Source organism: Pacificibacter sp. AS14 (assembly GCF_038899935.1).
GTDB lineage: Bacteria > Pseudomonadota > Alphaproteobacteria > Rhodobacterales > Rhodobacteraceae > Celeribacter.
Window position 1 is genome coordinate 61485 of record NZ_JBBMQI010000012.1, and the last position, 16303, is coordinate 77787.

Annotated in this window: 15 protein-coding genes and 1 tRNA gene; 9 read left to right on the plus strand and 7 right to left on the minus strand. The window is 52.9% G+C overall.

Going from position 1 to position 16303, the window contains the following annotated elements; translation table 11 throughout:
- Positions 1–153: 153 nt before the first annotated feature.
- Both WNY38_RS12290 and WNY38_RS12295 read right to left on the minus strand, forming a co-directional pair.
- Positions 154–1398, minus strand: a complete 1245-nt coding sequence (locus tag WNY38_RS12290; protein WP_342857631.1) for a sigma-54 dependent transcriptional regulator — start codon at positions 1396–1398, stop codon at positions 154–156.
- Entirely contained in the window at positions 1395–3203 is a 1809-nt protein-coding gene (locus WNY38_RS12295) for an ATP-binding protein (protein WP_342857632.1), read from the minus strand. The genes WNY38_RS12290 and WNY38_RS12295 overlap by 4 nt, the downstream gene beginning before the upstream one ends.
- Before the next feature lie 143 nt (positions 3204–3346).
- Between WNY38_RS12295 and WNY38_RS12300 the strand changes: the two genes are divergently transcribed.
- Positions 3347–4558 carry a cytochrome P450 gene (locus WNY38_RS12300; RefSeq protein WP_342857666.1) on the plus strand — a complete coding sequence of 404 codons (1212 nt, stop codon included), beginning with the start codon at positions 3347–3349 and terminating at the stop codon, positions 4556–4558.
- Here the strand turns inward: WNY38_RS12300 and WNY38_RS12305 are convergent.
- Together WNY38_RS12305 and WNY38_RS12310 are read right to left on the minus strand one after the other, a co-directional pair.
- Positions 4529–5377, minus strand: a complete 849-nt coding sequence (locus WNY38_RS12305; protein ID WP_342857633.1) for a type IV secretory system conjugative DNA transfer family protein — start codon at positions 5375–5377, stop codon at positions 4529–4531. The two genes, WNY38_RS12300 and WNY38_RS12305, sit on opposite strands and share 30 nt — an antisense overlap.
- Positions 5378–5500: 123 nt before the next feature.
- Positions 5501–6010, minus strand: a complete 510-nt coding sequence (locus WNY38_RS12310) for a recombinase family protein (protein WP_342857634.1) — start codon at positions 6008–6010, stop codon at positions 5501–5503.
- Between the two features lie 185 nt (positions 6011–6195).
- On the opposite strand from WNY38_RS12310, the gene WNY38_RS12315 reads away from it, so the two are divergent.
- The gene (locus tag WNY38_RS12315) at positions 6196–7365 is read left to right on the plus strand and encodes a hypothetical protein (RefSeq protein WP_342857635.1); all 1170 of its coding nucleotides are present in this window, start codon (positions 6196–6198) and stop codon (positions 7363–7365) included.
- Positions 7366–7538: 173 nt separating this feature from the next.
- Here WNY38_RS12315 and WNY38_RS12320 read toward each other — a convergent pair whose 3' ends face one another.
- Positions 7539–8588: an endonuclease/exonuclease/phosphatase family protein gene (locus WNY38_RS12320; protein ID WP_342857636.1), complete on the minus strand. Its 1050-nt coding sequence runs from the start codon at positions 8586–8588 to the stop codon at positions 7539–7541.
- 177 nt (positions 8589–8765) lie between these two features.
- On the opposite strand from WNY38_RS12320, the gene WNY38_RS12325 reads away from it, so the two are divergent.
- The 3 genes from WNY38_RS12325 (at position 8766) to WNY38_RS12335 (ending at position 10190) form a co-directional block, all read left to right on the plus strand.
- A complete protein-coding gene (locus WNY38_RS12325) occupies positions 8766–9278 on the plus strand; it encodes a hypothetical protein (protein WP_342857637.1) in 513 nt (170 codons plus the stop codon).
- A gap of 544 nt (positions 9279–9822) precedes the next feature.
- Positions 9823–10002 (plus strand): AlpA family phage regulatory protein, encoded by a 180-nt coding sequence (locus tag WNY38_RS12330; protein WP_342857638.1) that lies wholly within the window; start codon positions 9823–9825, stop codon positions 10000–10002.
- 14 nt (positions 10003–10016) lie between these two features.
- Entirely contained in the window at positions 10017–10190 is a 174-nt protein-coding gene (locus WNY38_RS12335; protein WP_342857639.1) for a hypothetical protein, read from the plus strand.
- Positions 10191–10389: 199 nt separating this feature from the next.
- On the opposite strand, the gene WNY38_RS12340 is transcribed toward WNY38_RS12335, so the two are convergent.
- Together WNY38_RS12340 and WNY38_RS12345 are read right to left on the minus strand one after the other, a co-directional pair.
- On the minus strand, positions 10390–11748 hold the full coding sequence (locus WNY38_RS12340) for a hypothetical protein (protein WP_342857640.1): 1359 nt from the start codon (positions 11746–11748) through the stop codon (positions 10390–10392).
- 170 nt (positions 11749–11918) lie between these two features.
- A tRNA-Ser gene (locus WNY38_RS12345) sits at positions 11919–12008 on the minus strand.
- A 286-nt stretch (positions 12009–12294) separates the two neighbouring features.
- Between WNY38_RS12345 and WNY38_RS12350 the strand changes: the two genes are divergently transcribed.
- From WNY38_RS12350 to WNY38_RS12365, 4 genes are all read left to right on the plus strand, one after another.
- A complete protein-coding gene (locus tag WNY38_RS12350) occupies positions 12295–13227 on the plus strand; it encodes an SPOR domain-containing protein (RefSeq protein WP_342857641.1) in 933 nt (310 codons plus the stop codon).
- Positions 13228–13322: 95 nt separating this feature from the next.
- Positions 13323–14507, plus strand: a complete 1185-nt coding sequence (locus tag WNY38_RS12355; RefSeq protein WP_342857642.1) for a D-alanyl-D-alanine carboxypeptidase family protein — start codon at positions 13323–13325, stop codon at positions 14505–14507.
- Positions 14508–14516: 9 nt separating this feature from the next.
- Positions 14517–15146: a dTMP kinase gene (gene tmk, locus WNY38_RS12360; protein ID WP_342857643.1), complete on the plus strand. Its 630-nt coding sequence runs from the start codon at positions 14517–14519 to the stop codon at positions 15144–15146.
- Complete coding sequence (locus WNY38_RS12365) at positions 15143–16297, plus strand: DNA polymerase III subunit delta' (protein ID WP_342857644.1); 1155 nt, start codon at positions 15143–15145, stop codon at positions 16295–16297. Before tmk ends, WNY38_RS12365 begins: the two co-directional genes overlap by 4 nt.
- Positions 16298–16303: the final 6 nt, after the last annotated feature.

Consider the following 16303-nt stretch of genomic DNA (forward strand, 5'->3'; position numbering starts at 1 on the left):
CAGCCATGCCCCAAACGCAACATGTGCGGATTACCGCACATATGTTAGCGGCAACTGTGCGGATTTCCACACAGTCACACTCAGCGCGCGTTTGGCGGCAAATTTTTGATCCGCGCCACATGCGCCTAGATGTCTTCGCGCGTTTTGTAGATTTTATTGACGATACATCTCAGCCTTTATTTTATGGCGTGTCAATTTGTCGTAGAATGTTTTACGCGGCAACTTTAACCCGCGCGCAGCCTCGGTCACGCAGCCTGATGACCGTTGCAGCGCCGCGATCAACAACGAGCGTTCGACTTGCGCGATTTGCTCAGACAGTCCCAATTCGCCCTCCTGCGCATCGCCGTCCGACAGCCCCATAGCAAAGCGCATCGCGGCGTTCATTAGGCTGCGCGCATTGCCGGGCCAGTCCTGCGCCATCAAATTGGCGATGATGTCAGATGTAATATCAGGCACGGGCAGATTGGTTTGCTCGCAGGCAATATCGACGTAGTGGCGAAACAACACAGGGATGTCTTCGGGGCGTTCACGCAGCGCTGGAATGCGGATCACAGCAGCCTCAAGCCGGTAAAACAAATCGGCTGAAAACGCGCCTGCTTTGGCCAAACCAGACAGGTCGGCATAAGATCCCGCAATCAAGCGCGGGCGATCATGGGTCTCCAACAAGTCCAACAATGCGAATTGGGTATTTGACGGCAAAGCAGCCACTTCGTCGATAAACACAGACCCGCCCTCGGCGTCTTGAAAGGCTGTCGTCACCGCACTCGGGGTCATGGAGGCGCCGGAAAATTTCAAAAACGGCGCAAGTGATCCCGCAGACAACAGATGCACCACTTCAGCCATTTTGGCGGTGCCAACACCCGGTTTGCCAGTGATCAACACATCAGCCGCCGAGCGCGCCACAGCACGGGCTTCATCGCGCAAGCGTTTGGACAGATCAGAGGTGCCGCGCAACAATCGCGCCGCAGCATCACCTGCTTCCACTTGGCGCTTCAGGCGACGGTTTTCCAAGACCAAGGCCCGCGTGCGCAGGGCTTTTTCCACCACCGCCAAGAGTTCTTTTGGCGAACAGGGTTTTTCCAAAAAATCAAAGGCACCGCCAGAAATCCCTTTCACCGCCATCGGAATATCGCCCTCGCCCGTAAGCAAAATCACTGGCAATTCAGGATCGATTCCTTGCGCGTACTCTAACAGCGCGAAACCATCTTTACCGGGCATACGAATGTCGGTGACCACAACGCCTGCGAAATCACGCAGGATATGATCTTTGGCCTCGATATAAGTCCCAGCCAAGGTGGGCACGAGATCGGCCAGCTCAAGGGTCTGCCCCAAGGCTTGGCGCACGGATAGATCATCATCGACCAAAAGCACGCGGTCTACAGCATTGGTGCGTTTCATAGCAAAGTCTCCTCAGCAGCGTTACGGGATTTTGCAGGCGGCAATTCGATCACAAAAGACGCGCCGCCTGCGTCCGCATTGGATCCACGGATGCTGCCGCCAAAGCTTTGGATCAGCCCGTAGGAAATCGATAGGCCAAGCCCCATACCTTGAGCGGCGCCGACCTCTTTGGTGGTGTAGAACGGCTCGAACATTTTCTCGGGCTCCAAAATACCGGGCCCTGTGTCGCTAATGCGCAAGCGTACAGGGTCGCTTGGCTGGTTTGAGGGCGTGATGGCAATGGTGATGCGTCTGACATCGCTATCGCTCATGGCATCCACTGCGTTCGACACAAGGTTCATCACCACCTGCTGCAAACGCACATCGCCACCGCGCACCCATGCACGCCGCTCAGGCACCCAATCGACAGTGACGCCCGCGCCAGAGGTTTTGCCCGTGGTCATTTCCAACGCGGCATCGACGACGGCGCTGAGATCAACGTCAGATATGGCTTCGTTTTCTTGGCGCGCAAAAGACCGCAGGTTTTTGATAATCCGCCCCATGCGCCGTGACAGTTCTGCGATACGTCCAAGGTTTTCGCCGGCTTTGCTCGTGTTGCCGCGTTCCAAAAACAATTGCGCGTTCTCGGAAAAACTGCGGATGGCCATAAGCGGCTGGTTCAACTCATGCGAAATTCCCGCCGACATTTCGCCCAGCGCCGACAGTTTGCCCGCTTGCACCAGATCGGCTTGGGCACGCCTCAGGCGGGCCTCGGCCTCTTCACGCTCGGACACTTCGCGCATGAGATCACGATTTGCGATTTCCAAATCGGCAGTACGCGTGGCCACGCGGGCCTCAAGACGGGCATTGGCCTCAGACAATGTGCGTCTGCGTTCGGTGGCCAGCACCAAAAACGCGCCAAAGGCCAAGGCAATCGCCGCCACCAGCCCCGCTTGTAGCCCCGCGATGGACCGCACCGGTGCCAGATCATATAACAGCTCGCCCGTCATATCGACCACAGGCAAAGGTTGACGGATGTGCAAAACACTGGCGGGAATATAAGGCCCAGCCTCCATAGACCAAATATCATGACCAGAAATCACCCGTTTGCGCGTCACAGGAAGAGCACCAGCACTGCCCCCCGCCAAAATCAATTCCGTACGATTGGACACGAAAATCACATCAGCCGTGTCGGTGAAATAAACCGCGAATGGATCCGCGGGCCAACCCCATTCGATCGATTCCATATCCACACTGACCAAAACCGCGCCATGCGCGGCACCGCCGGGCTTGAACACAGGGGCGGCATAGACAAAGCGACGCGCGCCATCGACATCGACAAAATGCGCCACGCCCAGCGCACCGTTCATCGCACGGTCAAAGGCGGCTCGCGCGCCATGGGGCAATTCCCCCCCTTCGGAGGACGCAAGCACCAGACCGGATTTAGACACCAGCATCAAAGACTGTGAACCGGTTTTATCCGCCATGCTTTGCAGCAAGAGCGCCGCAGAGGTGTGCATCTGCGACATCGTATTGTCTGACGCATCACTTTGCAGAACCAAAGACAACACGGTGGGATGTTCAGCGATGAAAACTGACAGCTCGCGGTAGCGCCCAAGTCCGCTGCGCAGCCTATCCGTGGACAGCGCCAAATCGGCTCGCGCACGGGCGGCGGCCTGATCCAATTCGGCGCGAAAAGCCAAAGCATAGACACCTGCGCCTATCACAGCGACCATAAGCACAAGGCTACAGACCTCTATCAAGCGCCGCTTAAAAGCGCGCGCGGGCAGATCATCAACTGACGTATGCGGGGCAAGGGTGTTCATAGGGACGCACATTAGAAACTCCTGCTTGCAAAGCAAAGCACCAAGCAGCACTTTCCCTTTAATCAGTCTTTGGCCCCTCGACTTTCAAGAGATCACAGAACAAATTGCACATATAAATGACCCAATCCATTCGAGATTTTGCGATGAAAACCATTCTTCAAGACCCCAAATGCCCGAGCTTCGTGCAAGATCCCTATGCGTTCTATGACACCCTACGTGACTTAGGCCCTATCACCTATTGGCAGGACTTAGACCTACCAGTGATTGCCTCATACGACGGTGTCACTATGGGCCTGCGAGATCGACGGTTTGGGCGTGAAGCCCCTGAGGGGTTTCGCCCAGCGCATCCTGAGCATCTGCGTGCTTTTTATGACGTGGATGATCACTCTATGCTAGAGTTGGAAGGTGACCGTCACAAGCGTTTGCGGGGTCTGGTGTTACGGGCTTTCACCTCTAGACGCATCAAAGAGCTGGCCCCTGAGATCACTCAGACCTGTCACGAGTTGATTGATGCCTTCCCCACTGACGCCTTTCAGAATGCGCAGACGGATGACGGTTTCGATCTGCTGCGTGCCTATGCCACCCCCCTGCCCATTCGCATTATTTCCAAGCTTTTGGGCGTACCTGAGGATATGGGCGATCAATTGCTGGCCTGGTCCAACGCTATGGTCGCGGTCTATACGCCCAACTGTAGCATTGAGACGCAAGTGGCTGCGTCCAACGCGGCCTTAGCCTTTTCAGACTTCATGCGCGCCTATATAGACAAACGCCGCCTTACCCCCGCTGACGATCTGATTTCGCATTTGATTGCGGCCGAGGAAGATGGCGATAAGCTGTCTACGGATGAATTGATCGCAACCTGTATTTTGCTGCTCAATGCAGGCCATGAGGCCACTGTGCACTCTATCGGTATTGCGGTGAAAACCTTACGCGAGCACCAGACCCCTGTTGAGATGCTGAGTGACATAGCGATTGATGGCACCATTGAAGAGCTCTTGCGCTATGATCCCCCCCTGCATCTGTTCCAGCGTTGGGTGAACGAGGATACGACGTTTTTGGGGCAAGACTTCAAAAGAGGCGACAAAATAGGCCTTTTGCTTGGGGCGGCCAATCGCGATTATGACGCTTGGGATGACGCCGGTGTCTTTGACCCAACCCGTAAAGTGAAACAAAACACTGCCTTTGGTGGGGGCATCCATTTTTGCGTCGGCGCGCCGCTCGCGCGGCTCGAAATGCGCATCGCTTTGCCCGTGTTGTATGAGCGCTGCCCTAACCTACGCCTCACCGAAACACCCCGGTATGCAAACACATGGCATTTCCACGGGCTAGAACGACTTATGGTGAAGACATCCTAAGCGCCCCTCTTGAATGACGCGAATACCCATACTGATCAAGGTTGATGCCGCCTCATAGGGAACGCCGTAGGCAAAATGTTTGTCCCTCATCATATGTATGTTGAGTTGTTCAAAAAACTGAACTGGATCACTCTCTTCTGGGGTCGCTACATTCTTACGATCCTCAGGGCTTTGTGCGGGAATCTTTGGCAAAAAGATAAGCCGCTTTACTTCGTTTAGAGTTTTGTTCTTGATCTCAGGATGAGCAACAACCCAAGCAATATATCCACGTAGAACCAATCTGGCCGTATCGTAAAAGTGAGAATTGGCCCCCGTTTTATCTTGAACCACGAGCGCGTCGGCGATGGCGTCACAATCATCAATGAAGTTTTCGCTGAGCGAGTTCAGACTGCTGAGTGGGTTGAAGCCAGCTCGATAGCTATCATCAACATCGGCCACTCCAAAAGGATCGATGACAAAGACATCTTGATCTAAACCACCATCTTTAATGCCTTCGCCACGCCCGCGTCGCTCGGCGGTTAGCGTGGCATTCTCACCTTTGGGGTCGATGACCAATACTGACCCTTGATACATCAGCAAATTTGGCACGATGGCCGAAGTTCCTTTGCCAGTACGTGATCCAGCTATGGTCAGTAGATGGCGATTATCCTTCACGCCAATTGGAACGCCACCAATCCCCCCAAGGAATATTTTATCTGACGAATACTGCCAGTCTGGATGTGATTTAATTTTGTCGCGGGCTACCCATAATGCACGAGGCGCTTTGTCTTGAGAAGCATGAGAGTCAGGGATGCCGCGTGGCAGATCGGTAAAATCCATGTGAGTTCCTGATCGAATATCAAATGTAAAATAGGGACGTCATAAATTGGCAAGTGCGGTGATAGTCGCACTCATTCGTAACCTGTCATGAAAACTGAATTTATCAAACGTTTCTTGATCGCTTTAACCAATTTTATTGTTCGGCCTTCCCACATGCACCCCACGTTTCTTTGCTGCCGCCATGCCTGCTTTGGTGCGTTCTGATATTAAGCTGCGTTCATATTCTGCGAATACGGCGAGTTGCCCGAATATCATGCGGCCAACGGCGGTGTTGGTGTCGATGCCTTGGGTGATGGCGTGGAAATGGATTGCGCGCTCTTGCAGGTCGCTTAGGATTTGCAGCAAGTGGATTGTCGAACGCCCCAGCCTGTCTAGCTTCCAAACTGTTAGCGTGTCACCAGCCTTGAGGTCACGCATCATTTGATCCAACGCGGGGCGCGCCACCTTGGCACCTGAAACGCCGTGATCGCGGTATAGCTTTACGCAGCCTGCCTTTCGCAGCGCATCAAGCTGCAACGCTTCGGACTGATCGGCATCGGACACACGGATGTAGCCAATGATACGGCCTTCGGATTTGGTGAGTTCCATGCGTTTAGTGTGATCAATTTGTGTTTTGAAACAATCGTCAATCATGGCGTTTTTCCTCTTCCATAAAGGGGTCCCTTTGGAAGTGGGGTGTGACCTTGTTTTGACAGGACGGACTCCGCCTAAAAAGCTGTGGAAAAACAGCGCGCGCGGACTCCGAGGGGGTGAATATGCTACCCTTATCAAAAGGGACCCCTTTCACAGTGGCCGATCCAATCTAAAGGACGACCCTTATGTTACCCAAACAACTTACTGCCATGGCTGGTGTTCTGTGCACCGCCAGCATGCTTGCCAACGCCGCTTATGCTGAGGACGCAGTCACTTCACTTTCCGCCATCGAAGGCGAATGGGAAGGCAAGGTGCAGGTGGGCGGACTTGCAGGTTTTCTTGAACTCAAACTTGGTGTCACCAGTGCTGGTGCTATCTTGGGCATGCAACAACTGACACTGAGCTGCGAATACGTCGTTGCGCCAACGATAAAAGACGGCATGTTCGACGCCTTTCTTGTCAAAGACGTCAATAATAATTGTGAGAACGACAAAGTGACATTTGCGGTTACAGACGGTCAACTTGGCGTCAAACTCGTCGATCAATGGCAGAGCGTAGGGGCGTTGTCCCAAACCAATGGCCCTGCAATTGGTGAACGTGTTTTCCCCGATGCGGCTATTAAAGGCGTGACCATGGGGACGCCATTGGATCAGCTCGACGGTCTGCTTCCTGCAGGTGGAAAGATCACGCCAGAGCAATCTTTGCGCAAAGTCGTTCGCGCATTAAAGCAACTTAATGGAACATATCGTCAAATCTCCGTTCCATATTCTGAGCCAGAATTCACGAAATATTCTCAGGATAATTTGGCGTTCTATAACGTTCCCAATGACGCCAATGAGGGTGTGATGGCAATCACACGATTTTACTCACCGTCACCGCTACAAGCGACGACATTCGCCAGCTATGAGGCCGCACTATTAGAAGCCTACGGCCAGCCAGCCCAAACCAGTAAAGAAAGTCGCAGTGTCATGCATCACTGGCACTATGGCCTCGACGGTCAACCCGCAACGGGGATCGCGTTGGAAAGCTGCACCAGACACATACGCAGCAGTACAAGCGGGCCTGCCGCAGCCATGCTCTTTAGTGCACTAAAGTTTTCTGTGAGTGGGCGTCCTGCAAAAGGCAAAGGGAGCCTGACTCCCAAATTACTCACGCGGCCAAACTGTGGTTATTCATTGGAATACTTCATCACAAGCAAAGAGGATGGCAGCTTGCAAGACGCTCAGGCGGTGTTTTACGACCATCGCGCACTCGCCACTGAGATGTGGCCAGACAAGGCCGAAGACTTACAAGAAGAAGTCGAAAAACGGTTGGCATACATAAAGGCCGCAGCAACGAACGCACCTGACCTATAAATCCACCGTCATGGGGAGTCTCAGGGCTTTCCCATGATTACTATCCCGCCCGATAAATCAGCCGTTCGCCTGAGATTTCTGTTTCGGCGTACTCCACCGCCAGATCGCAGGCGATGGAGCCTAGATTGATGTAGTTGACAAGGTGATCGGGGATTTCGCCGGACAGACCTTCGTCAACTACGAACGGTAAGGGTTGCACATACAGGAGCGTGATCCGTTGTCAGAAGCTTATCAAGATCATCGAAATGTTCCGAATATACCTTCAAGTCGCTCACTTTTGCGATGTGATTTAGATTTTTTGGATTGAGTGCATTTGTGACAAAAATGTAGTCAAGCGTTTCGGCTGGATACTTCCAACCACCCGCGTGCGTTGCTGGGCGCGTCGCTGAATTCTGGCTCGGCAGAAGCCCGTAAGCGTCATAGAGCTGCCAAGTGAAATTCCAAGCACGGTCAGAGGCGTCTTCAATCTTACTGCGTCTCTTACGAGCAATGTTATCGATCCACTCTTGTTGGGTTATCATTCTTAAAGTTGGTGAATGAGGTCCATCATTCATGTCTCCCAATACGACAATTGGCTTACTGGGATTTTCATCCAATTCTTCCATTGCGGCCAAATAGACACCCGCAGCCTCGGCGCTTCGACGCACAATTTGATCAGCATCCTTTATTGCTCTAGCCCGAAGATGCTCGCGAAAGCGAGTTTTCCAATCCGCAAAACTCGCAATTTCGTCTCCATCGATAAAGGCCCCTTGAGACTTAAAGTGGCACACATAAACCACAACTTCGCCAAGTTGTGGTGTTTGAACCGTTGCGCGAGTTACGGCACGTCGAAAATCAAAGCCATCCTCTACTTGTGTTTGATCTTTTAACTGTTGCGGAAACGCCAACGCGGAAGGCTCGCCTACAAATGGATGACGAGAGGCAATTGCGGTGATTGGACCGACAAAAACTTTGTCATTGTTTGGGTCAACTGCTGGAGTATCGACCACAGCCACATGTTCGTACCCAAGTGAGTTGAAAAGCTCTTTGAATTCTTCGACGCTAAAGATTTCTTGCAGCCCAATTATGTCGGCATTCATATCTTCGACTACGCTACGAATCCAAGAAAGCTTTTGAGCCCATTGATCCGGTTCATAGTCGTTGCTTTCCTCCATGTCGTACCAGTAGGTACCAGGTTTTGCGAATTGATATAGATTCCAAGTTGCTACTTTTAGTTCAGCCATTTTGTGCCCTATAAATTTGATTTTATGTATTGCCCTCATACCACAAATTGTTCGAAATTTTAATGACAAGTTGCGCCTGCAACCGTCTGGCTTCCGCCGAGGAGCGGGGTGGTAAGGATCAAAGGTGCGGTCACGCAGGACCAGAGCCACGCGCAGGTGCAGCACAGCGAACCGAGCATGGCGAGGCCCCACCCTTTGATCCGCGCGGGGGCAGCACAGCGAACCGAGCATGGCGAGGCCCCACCCTTTGATCCGCGCGGGGGCAGCAGCCCTAGTTGTCATGGGGGTATTGGGGGAGCGGACAAGCTCACCAAATTGGCGATCATCCCATTGCCAAGCCGTGCGCTTGAAATATTGACAGAGGCAAAGGCACTCAATGACGGGTCCGACCTGATCTTTGCAGGGACGCGCTATGGCAAACCTCTTTCCGACATGACGCTGTCGAAATTGGTCAAAGAGAACGGCTTTACCGCAGACATTCACGGGTTCCGCACATCGTTTAAGACGTGGACCCAAGAGCGTACGACCACCGCACGCGAAGTGTCAGAGGCCGCGCTGGCTCACACCATCCAAAACAAGGCCGAAGCTGCCTATGCGCGGTCTGATCTATTTGAGAAGCGGCGTGCGCTTATGGAACGCTGGCAGAATCACCTATCCGCCAAGGCTGCGAAAATTCATCTGATCGGGTGAAACCATACTGCTAAGCCTATATCTAGCCAAACAACCCTGCATTTGTTGCCCGAAAGCCACACTCAATTTGTTCGCATATGATGGACACAATTCATCATGGCGCGAGCAATTTTCGCTCAAGCAACACCACCTTGGATTTACGCCTTTTAGTTGAAGGACTTACGATACAATCCAATCCAAATTGACAAATTCACAGTGAAAAAAGTAACACTAAAGTAACCCCAAAATGACCCCAAAATGACCCCAAAACAGCACATAATTACGGGTAAATTACGGGTAAATTACAGGAACAAATCTTGTTATCTCAATAGCTTGCAACACCGTTTCAATATTTTTCTTGAGCAAATTCCTTGCAACCCCTTTGCACTGTGTGGGACAGGCTTTAGTGTTTGCGGCAAGGCTTACAACAGGCCCCGAAAGAGCACGGACGCCGAGAGTAATCCCAGCGTCCGATAAAATGGAAAAAACTTTGGAGAGTCAATTTCCATGCTCTTTCTAACACGCCGCTAGCAAAAAAAAAGCGGCAAAATTGAAAGGGTCTCTAATGACCGAACACCTATTGAGACGCTACGGCGTTGAGCAGATCACAGGCATGAGCAAGAGCGGGCTTTACCGCGCTATGTCCGAAGGCAATTTCCCCCGTCCCGTGAAAATCGGACAAAGAGCCGTTGCATGGCGCGCAAGCGACATTTCCAAATGGCTTGAATCCCGAACCACAGCTTAGGGGGTTCCGATATCATGGAAAACTTAAAACCCGCTTGGGCGGCACGGCGGAGCTATGTCATCACCAATGGTGACTGCGCGCCATTCACACTGACCACCAAGGGCCGCACCGCATGGCTTTTGGATGTCTTACGCCTGACCAAAGGCAAGGGCATCACCACCGCAGAACTGCCCGCACACTTGCACTGATCCCGCTATACCGATTTGGTTAGACAGCATCGCAGACATGGGGTTCGTGTTTTTGGGCTTTGCTGTGGCATGTTGCCTTTGGGGAGGCTTAGGCTGGCGGCATCCGAACACTGACCCCAAACCTTAACATTTCTCAACATGCTGGGCGGGGAACTAATGCCGCCCAGCTTGCAAAAACTTAATAAAACGCTGGGAAAGCCTATGGCTCAAAGCCCTCAGAATCTTCTTCTAAAGCTTCGGTAGAAACATCTTCGCTATCATCGCGGCCTTGTTTGATCTGAGGAGCCTTGCGCTGCCAAGCAGAAATGTTTGAACCGAAGTCGCCATAAAACTTAGGAACCAAAACTTCCAACTCAGCGATAAAGTTAGTTTGCTGGGTAAATTTGGCCCCAAGCCGTTCAGATGCAAAGAGATGAAAACCATGGGGAACAAGGTGTTCTTTGCCCTCACTTGCCAAGTCGGGGTCATTGCGCAAGTCTTGAAATGCGTGCTGTGTAGCCTCGCTTGCACCTGGCCAAAGCAGTCGCAAAAACAAGCCATCGACCTTTTCAGCTTTGACTTGGCGCAACAACCAATTCACTCGCGCCTTTGTGGTTTTTTTATCCTCAGGCGCGCGCAAGGTCATCCCAACGTCGATGCTACGGCGCGGAATGTCAGCGACAACATCAATTGTTGCAGCGGCATCTGGCACACTCAGCGAACACTTCAAACAATGAGCATCGCGCAAATCTTGCAACTCGTCCTTTTGACGGCTGGCAGGGTCAGCGGCGTGTTTTCGTGGAAGGCGCTCAGACACATTCGCCCCCGTCATACGACTTAAAATAAGTGATAGGTCACGCGTTTCTTGGTGCCATGCCTGCAAAACAGGCAGAACCAAAGGTGAGCGTGCAGGAATGCTACCGCCACTTGAAACGAGCTTATTCAACTCTGCCCATTCGCGCGGCATACGATCAAAGCCCTTAACCCCCGCGCTTTCGTGAGTTAGAAATCTTCGCAATTCATTCAGCAATATTTTCTGATCGGTATCTGCAACCCCCTCACTAGACAAAAGCAAATCTGCAATCGTCAGAATATGCATCCATGACCAGTGATAAACTGGAATTTTCGAACGGCTTTTTCGAACATCATCTAGCGGATGAACCATTGGGCTAGTGGCGAACTGATTTGAAATAGAAATCACACAATCCGCGCCGTTCTCTTTTGCCAAGGCACGATATCGCTCTAATTGGCTTGCATCTAAATCATTGTTGCCGACCTTCGCTTCGATCAAGGCCACCCATTCACGACTGCCTGTCTTTAGGGTTATCAATCCATCTGGACGGTCATTGACTGACCCACTTTGTTTTTCAAAACAAACTTCGGTGTATGTTGCCACCTTAGTCCGTTTCCCAAGCTTTTGCCCGACACTAGACAGCAACTCTGAGCCGAACTCTTCAACCTTAGACACACAAGCCAAAACAATAGACGTTGTTCGCCCTTCTTTGGATGTTGTTGAGAGAACGGGAAACAAACGCGCGGCTTCACCTTGCTTAAGATACTCAGGTAATTGTTCGGACATGTCCCCACCTCAAAAATTATTAAAATACTGAGGTATGAAAGCCCAATGCAGAACCCTACGTCAACAATTAGAGAGGCGATGACTATGATTTAGCCGTGGGGCAATATGTGGGGCAAAAAACGACACACCTACCCTAAATGTTTGATTTAATGCAAAAATTTAGGGTGATGTGGCGGAGGAACAGGGATTCGAACCCTGGGAGGACTTTCACCCTCGTCGGTTTTCAAGACCGGTGCATTCGACCACTCTGCCACTCCTCCGACGCGCTCTCTCTAGCGCCCTCTTTTCGATTCTAAAAGATGTGTAACGAAAAAAAATCAAAACAATTTCAATATGTCCAATTTTGACGGTCTTGTGCAATTACAGCCAAGGCTGAAAACGTGCCGTTTTTTTTGCCCATTGCCGAACGCAGGGCTTTCCAGCGCAAGGGCAAGCCGCTAGACTGCAAAAAAACAAACCGCACCAATGCCCAAAGCGGCGAAGCGGGACAGGCAGAGCAGATCATTCGTGCGCAAGACGCGGCACAAAGTTCAAGGGGCACAGAGCATGCAGTCGACAGGCACTCCAACACCAAGCAAACGCCTAAATCCAAGCCTCAAGAGCCGCCCCTTCGTTCGCGTGCTTTTGGCACTGACAAGCGCAACATTTCTTGTGGCCTGTGAAGACGGACAAGGCGGCAATATTTTTCAGAAAAAACCGAGTGCGTCTGCGGATGGTACCGTGCAGCAGCAAACATCAACCAAAATCGTCGAGCGTGACATTGAAGCCCCTGATGTGTTTCAAGTGACCTCAAACGGACTTTGGGATGGCAGACCATCTTTAGGCGGGGTTTGGGTTGCGCATTCTGACGTGACCGACCCCGAAAGAGTCATCATCCGCAATTCTAACAATGGTAAGTTCGTGATTGGCGCCTTGTTCAAACGCGAGCGCAGCTCGCCTGGCCCTGACATTCAGGTGTCCTCCGATGCTGCACAAGCGCTTGGTCTTTTGGCCGGCAGTCCAGCTGAACTAAACGTCACTGCGTTGCGCCGCGAAGAGGTTCCTGTTGAATCGCCCCCTTTACAGGTTGAAACTATCGCCCCAGCAGAAATCATTGAAGCGGCCCCACTTGACCCCATTGCCGATGCAGCCGCCACTTTAGACGCCCTTGCTCCTGCGGTCTCAAGCACGCCAATCGCAAAACCTGTGGCACCCCCAGAAACAACTGCGCCAAAGGCAATAGCAGCCCAGCCTGCTGCCTCAACGTTGAGCAAACCATTCATCCAAATCGGGATTTTCTCTGTCAAAGACAACGCGGACCGCACGGTTAAGATGCTTGGCGCGCAAGGCCTTGTCGCCACCGTAAAAAATGGTGAAACCTCAGGTAAAGCGTTTTGGCGTGTGGTCGTGGGACCGGCGTCCAATGCAAACGAGCGCAAAGATCTTCTCGCAAAAGTGAAGAGTTCTGGCTTCACTGACGCGTACTTTGTGACACACTAAGGCACTGAAGCTCTATTCACCTTTACCGTTCAATAAGTTTACGTTTGCCCACGTGGCACCGTTTTGACGTCCGAGACACAAAGGATTGCATATCAATGCCCCATCTCCTGTCCCGCCTCACCTGTATCTGTGCAGCAGCCTGTGTGTTCGTAGCATCGGTATTGCCCGCCTCTGCTTTTGAAACCCGTGCGCGGGCCGCGTGGGTTTATGACCTGACGACCGATACGCTGTTGTTGGAAAAAGAAGCCGATACACCGCTCCCGCCAGCCTCGATGTCGAAATTGATGACGCTCAACATGTTGTTTGAAGCGTTGCGCGATGGTCGTGTCACTCTGGATACGCGATTTTCTGTATCGACGCGCGCCAAGAACATGGGGGGGTCGACGATGTTTTTGGACGAAACGGATCGTCCCACCGTCGAAGAACTGATCCAAGGTATTATCGTTTTGTCTGGCAACGATGCATGTGTCGCGGTGGCCGAAGGGCTTGCAGGCACAGAAGATAATTTTGCGCGTTTGATGAATGAACGCGCGCAGGCTTTGGGCATGGACAATTCGACCTTTGCCAATGCCTCTGGCTGGCCAAATCCTGGTCAACGCATGTCGATGGAAGACCTCGGCGTCTTGGCCACACGCCTGATCAAAGACTTTCCCGAATACTACGGGTACTTTGGTCAGCTTGAGTTCCCTTATGACAATCGCGCACCACAAAACCGCAACAATCGCAATCCCTTGCTGAAACTTGGCATTGGTGCTGACGGACTTAAAACCGGTCACACTGAAGAGGCAGGCTATGGACTTGTCGGGTCTGCAATGCAGGGGAACCGTCGCTTGATCTTCGTCATCACAGGCCTGACATCACAAGCCGAGCGTGCTCAAGAGGCCGAGCGCATTGTCAGCTGGGGCTTTCGCCAATTCGCGCAAAAAACCGTCGCGACATCAGGGCAAGAATTCGCCCGTGCAGACGTCTGGATGGGCAATGAGACAAGCGTTGGGCTTGTCGCGGCACAAGACATGTCTTTGTTGCTGCCTGCCCCAATGTTGCAAGATGTTACCGGTACTGTCGTCTATTCAGGCCCGCTACAGGCGCCAATCATGCAAGGCGACAAGGTGGCAGAACTCGTGATTGACCGCGGCGATATGCCTGAGGCGCGCTTGCCGCTGGTGGCGGATCGCACGATTGAACGCGGTGGCATTGGCCCGCGTTTACGCACGGCTTTTGGGGTGCTGCGCACTAAGCTGACCTCACCCTCCGACGCCCCTGCGACTGTGGCGCAATAGGACCTATATATGTTCATCAGTTTCGAGGGCATCGACGGCTCTGGCAAATCCACTCAAGCGCGTCTTTTGGCGGATTTTCTGCGCAATCAAGGTCATGACGTGATCTTGACTCGCGAACCAGGCGGATCGGCAGGCGCTGAAGAAATTCGTGCGCTGGTGCTTGAAGGCGATCCGGATCGTTGGTCGGCGGAAACAGAGCTATTGCTGTTCACCGCTGCGCGCCGCGACCATCTGGAGAAGACCATTCGCCCAGCACTGAAAGCAGGACAAATCGTAATCTGTGATCGCTTTGCTGACAGTACGCGGGTCTATCAAGGCACCACCCGTGGCGACCTGCTGGAACGCGTGAATGCGCTGCATGCGGCGATGATCGGGGTTGAACCTGACATCACGATTTTGGTCGATATCAATCCCAATGTCGGCTTGTCGCGCGCAAAATCACGCCAGACTGCAGAAGAGCGCTTCGAGGATTTCGGGGTTGAGATGCAAATAAAAATGCGCAGCGCCTTTTTGGACCTCGCGGCTCACGCCCCTCGCTTTGTGGTGATCGAGGGCGCACAAAGCATCGACGATGTTGCCAGTGATATTGCAAAAGCAATTCTGCCGCGTTTGGTCGCCGCGGAAGGCCCCCACGCATGAGAGCCCCCGCCGGTGACATGGAGCTGGAACCAGAATCCGACCGTGCCCCCGGTGCGCCGCACCCGCGTGAAACCTTGCATTTGTTTGGCCAATCCAAAGCCGAAGACGCGTTTTTGGAGGCGTTCAACACAGGACGCTTGCACCATGCATGGCTGATCACAGGACCACGCGGCGTTGGCAAAGCAACGCTCGCATGGCGGATTGCACGCTTTTTATTGTCTCAACCTGTCGGCGAAGCTGACGCGGGCCTATTTGGGGACGCGCCCCCTGCTCCGACCAGCCTAGAGATCGGGCATGACACGCCTGTCTATCGCCGGTCCGCACAATTGGCAGAACCGCGCCTGTGTTTGATCCGGCGCGCATATGATGCAAAAAAAAGTCGCCACACGGCGCAGATTTCCGTGGAAGAAGTGCGCAAACTTGGCGCGTTTTTCCACATGTCCGCTACCGACGGCGGGCGCCGCGTGGTGATAGTCGACAGTGCTGATGAAATGAACGTCTCATCCGCCAACGCATTGTTGAAAATGCTTGAAGAGCCGCCTAAAGATGCGGTGCTTTTGCTTGTGTCCCATCAACCCTCACGGCTTTTGCCCACCATCCGTTCACGCTGTCGCGAGTTGCGTTTGGGGCATTTGAACAGCGAAGATGTACGCCAAGCCCTTGACGCAGCAGGCTTTGATGCGGCAGACCAAAGCGAAGCCCTTGCTGAATTGGCAGCAGGGTCGGTTGGGGAAGCTTTAAGATTGACGCATTTGGACGGAATGGACGCTTACCGCGAAGTCGTTGCCCTGTTCGCAACGCTGCCCAAGCTGGATCGCCCCCGTGCGCTCAAACTGGCGGAAAGCTGTGTGGGAGCTACGAATGTGGATCGTTACGAGCTTATTTTAGGACTGATTGATCGGTTCTTGACCCGCTTGGCGCGTACGGGTGCGGGCCGCCCGCCTCTGGTCGAAGCCGCGCGCAAGGAGGTCGAGGTTATGACCCGTTTGGCCCCAGACAGCATGGCAGCCAAGGACTGGGCCACATTACAGCAAGAAATATCGGCCCGTGCGGCCCATGCCAAGGCAGTCAACCTTGACCCCGCTGCATCGATCCTTGATATGGTATTTAAAATCAATGACACGGCGTCTCGCGTAGCACGTTCTCGGTAAATTTCT

Bases quoted from the DNA above. Each gene is read 5' to 3' on its own strand.
- WNY38_RS12320 (WP_342857636.1), bottom strand. From the start codon at position 8,588: ATGGCTGAACTAAAAGTAGCAACTTGGAATCTATATCAATTCGCAAAA.
- WNY38_RS12340 (WP_342857640.1), bottom strand. From the start codon at position 11,748: ATGTCCGAACAATTACCTGAGTATCTTAAGCAAGGTGAAGCCGCGCGT.
- WNY38_RS12305 (WP_342857633.1), bottom strand. From the start codon at position 5,377: ATGGATTTTACCGATCTGCCACGCGGCATCCCTGACTCTCATGCTTCT.
- WNY38_RS12330 (WP_342857638.1), top strand. From the start codon at position 9,823: ATGACCGAACACCTATTGAGACGCTACGGCGTTGAGCAGATCACAGGC.
- WNY38_RS12350 (WP_342857641.1), top strand. From the start codon at position 12,295: ATGCAGTCGACAGGCACTCCAACACCAAGCAAACGCCTAAATCCAAGC.
- tmk (WP_342857643.1), top strand. From the start codon at position 14,517: ATGTTCATCAGTTTCGAGGGCATCGACGGCTCTGGCAAATCCACTCAA.
- WNY38_RS12290 (WP_342857631.1), bottom strand. From the start codon at position 1,398: ATGAAACGCACCAATGCTGTAGACCGCGTGCTTTTGGTCGATGATGAT.
- WNY38_RS12325 (WP_342857637.1), top strand. From the start codon at position 8,766: ATGGCGAGGCCCCACCCTTTGATCCGCGCGGGGGCAGCACAGCGAACC.
- WNY38_RS12300 (WP_342857666.1), top strand. From the start codon at position 3,347: ATGAAAACCATTCTTCAAGACCCCAAATGCCCGAGCTTCGTGCAAGAT.
- WNY38_RS12295 (WP_342857632.1), bottom strand. From the start codon at position 3,203: ATGAACACCCTTGCCCCGCATACGTCAGTTGATGATCTGCCCGCGCGC.
- WNY38_RS12335 (WP_342857639.1), top strand. From the start codon at position 10,017: ATGGAAAACTTAAAACCCGCTTGGGCGGCACGGCGGAGCTATGTCATC.
- WNY38_RS12310 (WP_342857634.1), bottom strand. From the start codon at position 6,010: ATGATTGACGATTGTTTCAAAACACAAATTGATCACACTAAACGCATG.
- WNY38_RS12355 (WP_342857642.1), top strand. From the start codon at position 13,323: ATGCCCCATCTCCTGTCCCGCCTCACCTGTATCTGTGCAGCAGCCTGT.
- WNY38_RS12315 (WP_342857635.1), top strand. From the start codon at position 6,196: ATGTTACCCAAACAACTTACTGCCATGGCTGGTGTTCTGTGCACCGCC.
- WNY38_RS12365 (WP_342857644.1), top strand. From the start codon at position 15,143: ATGAGAGCCCCCGCCGGTGACATGGAGCTGGAACCAGAATCCGACCGT.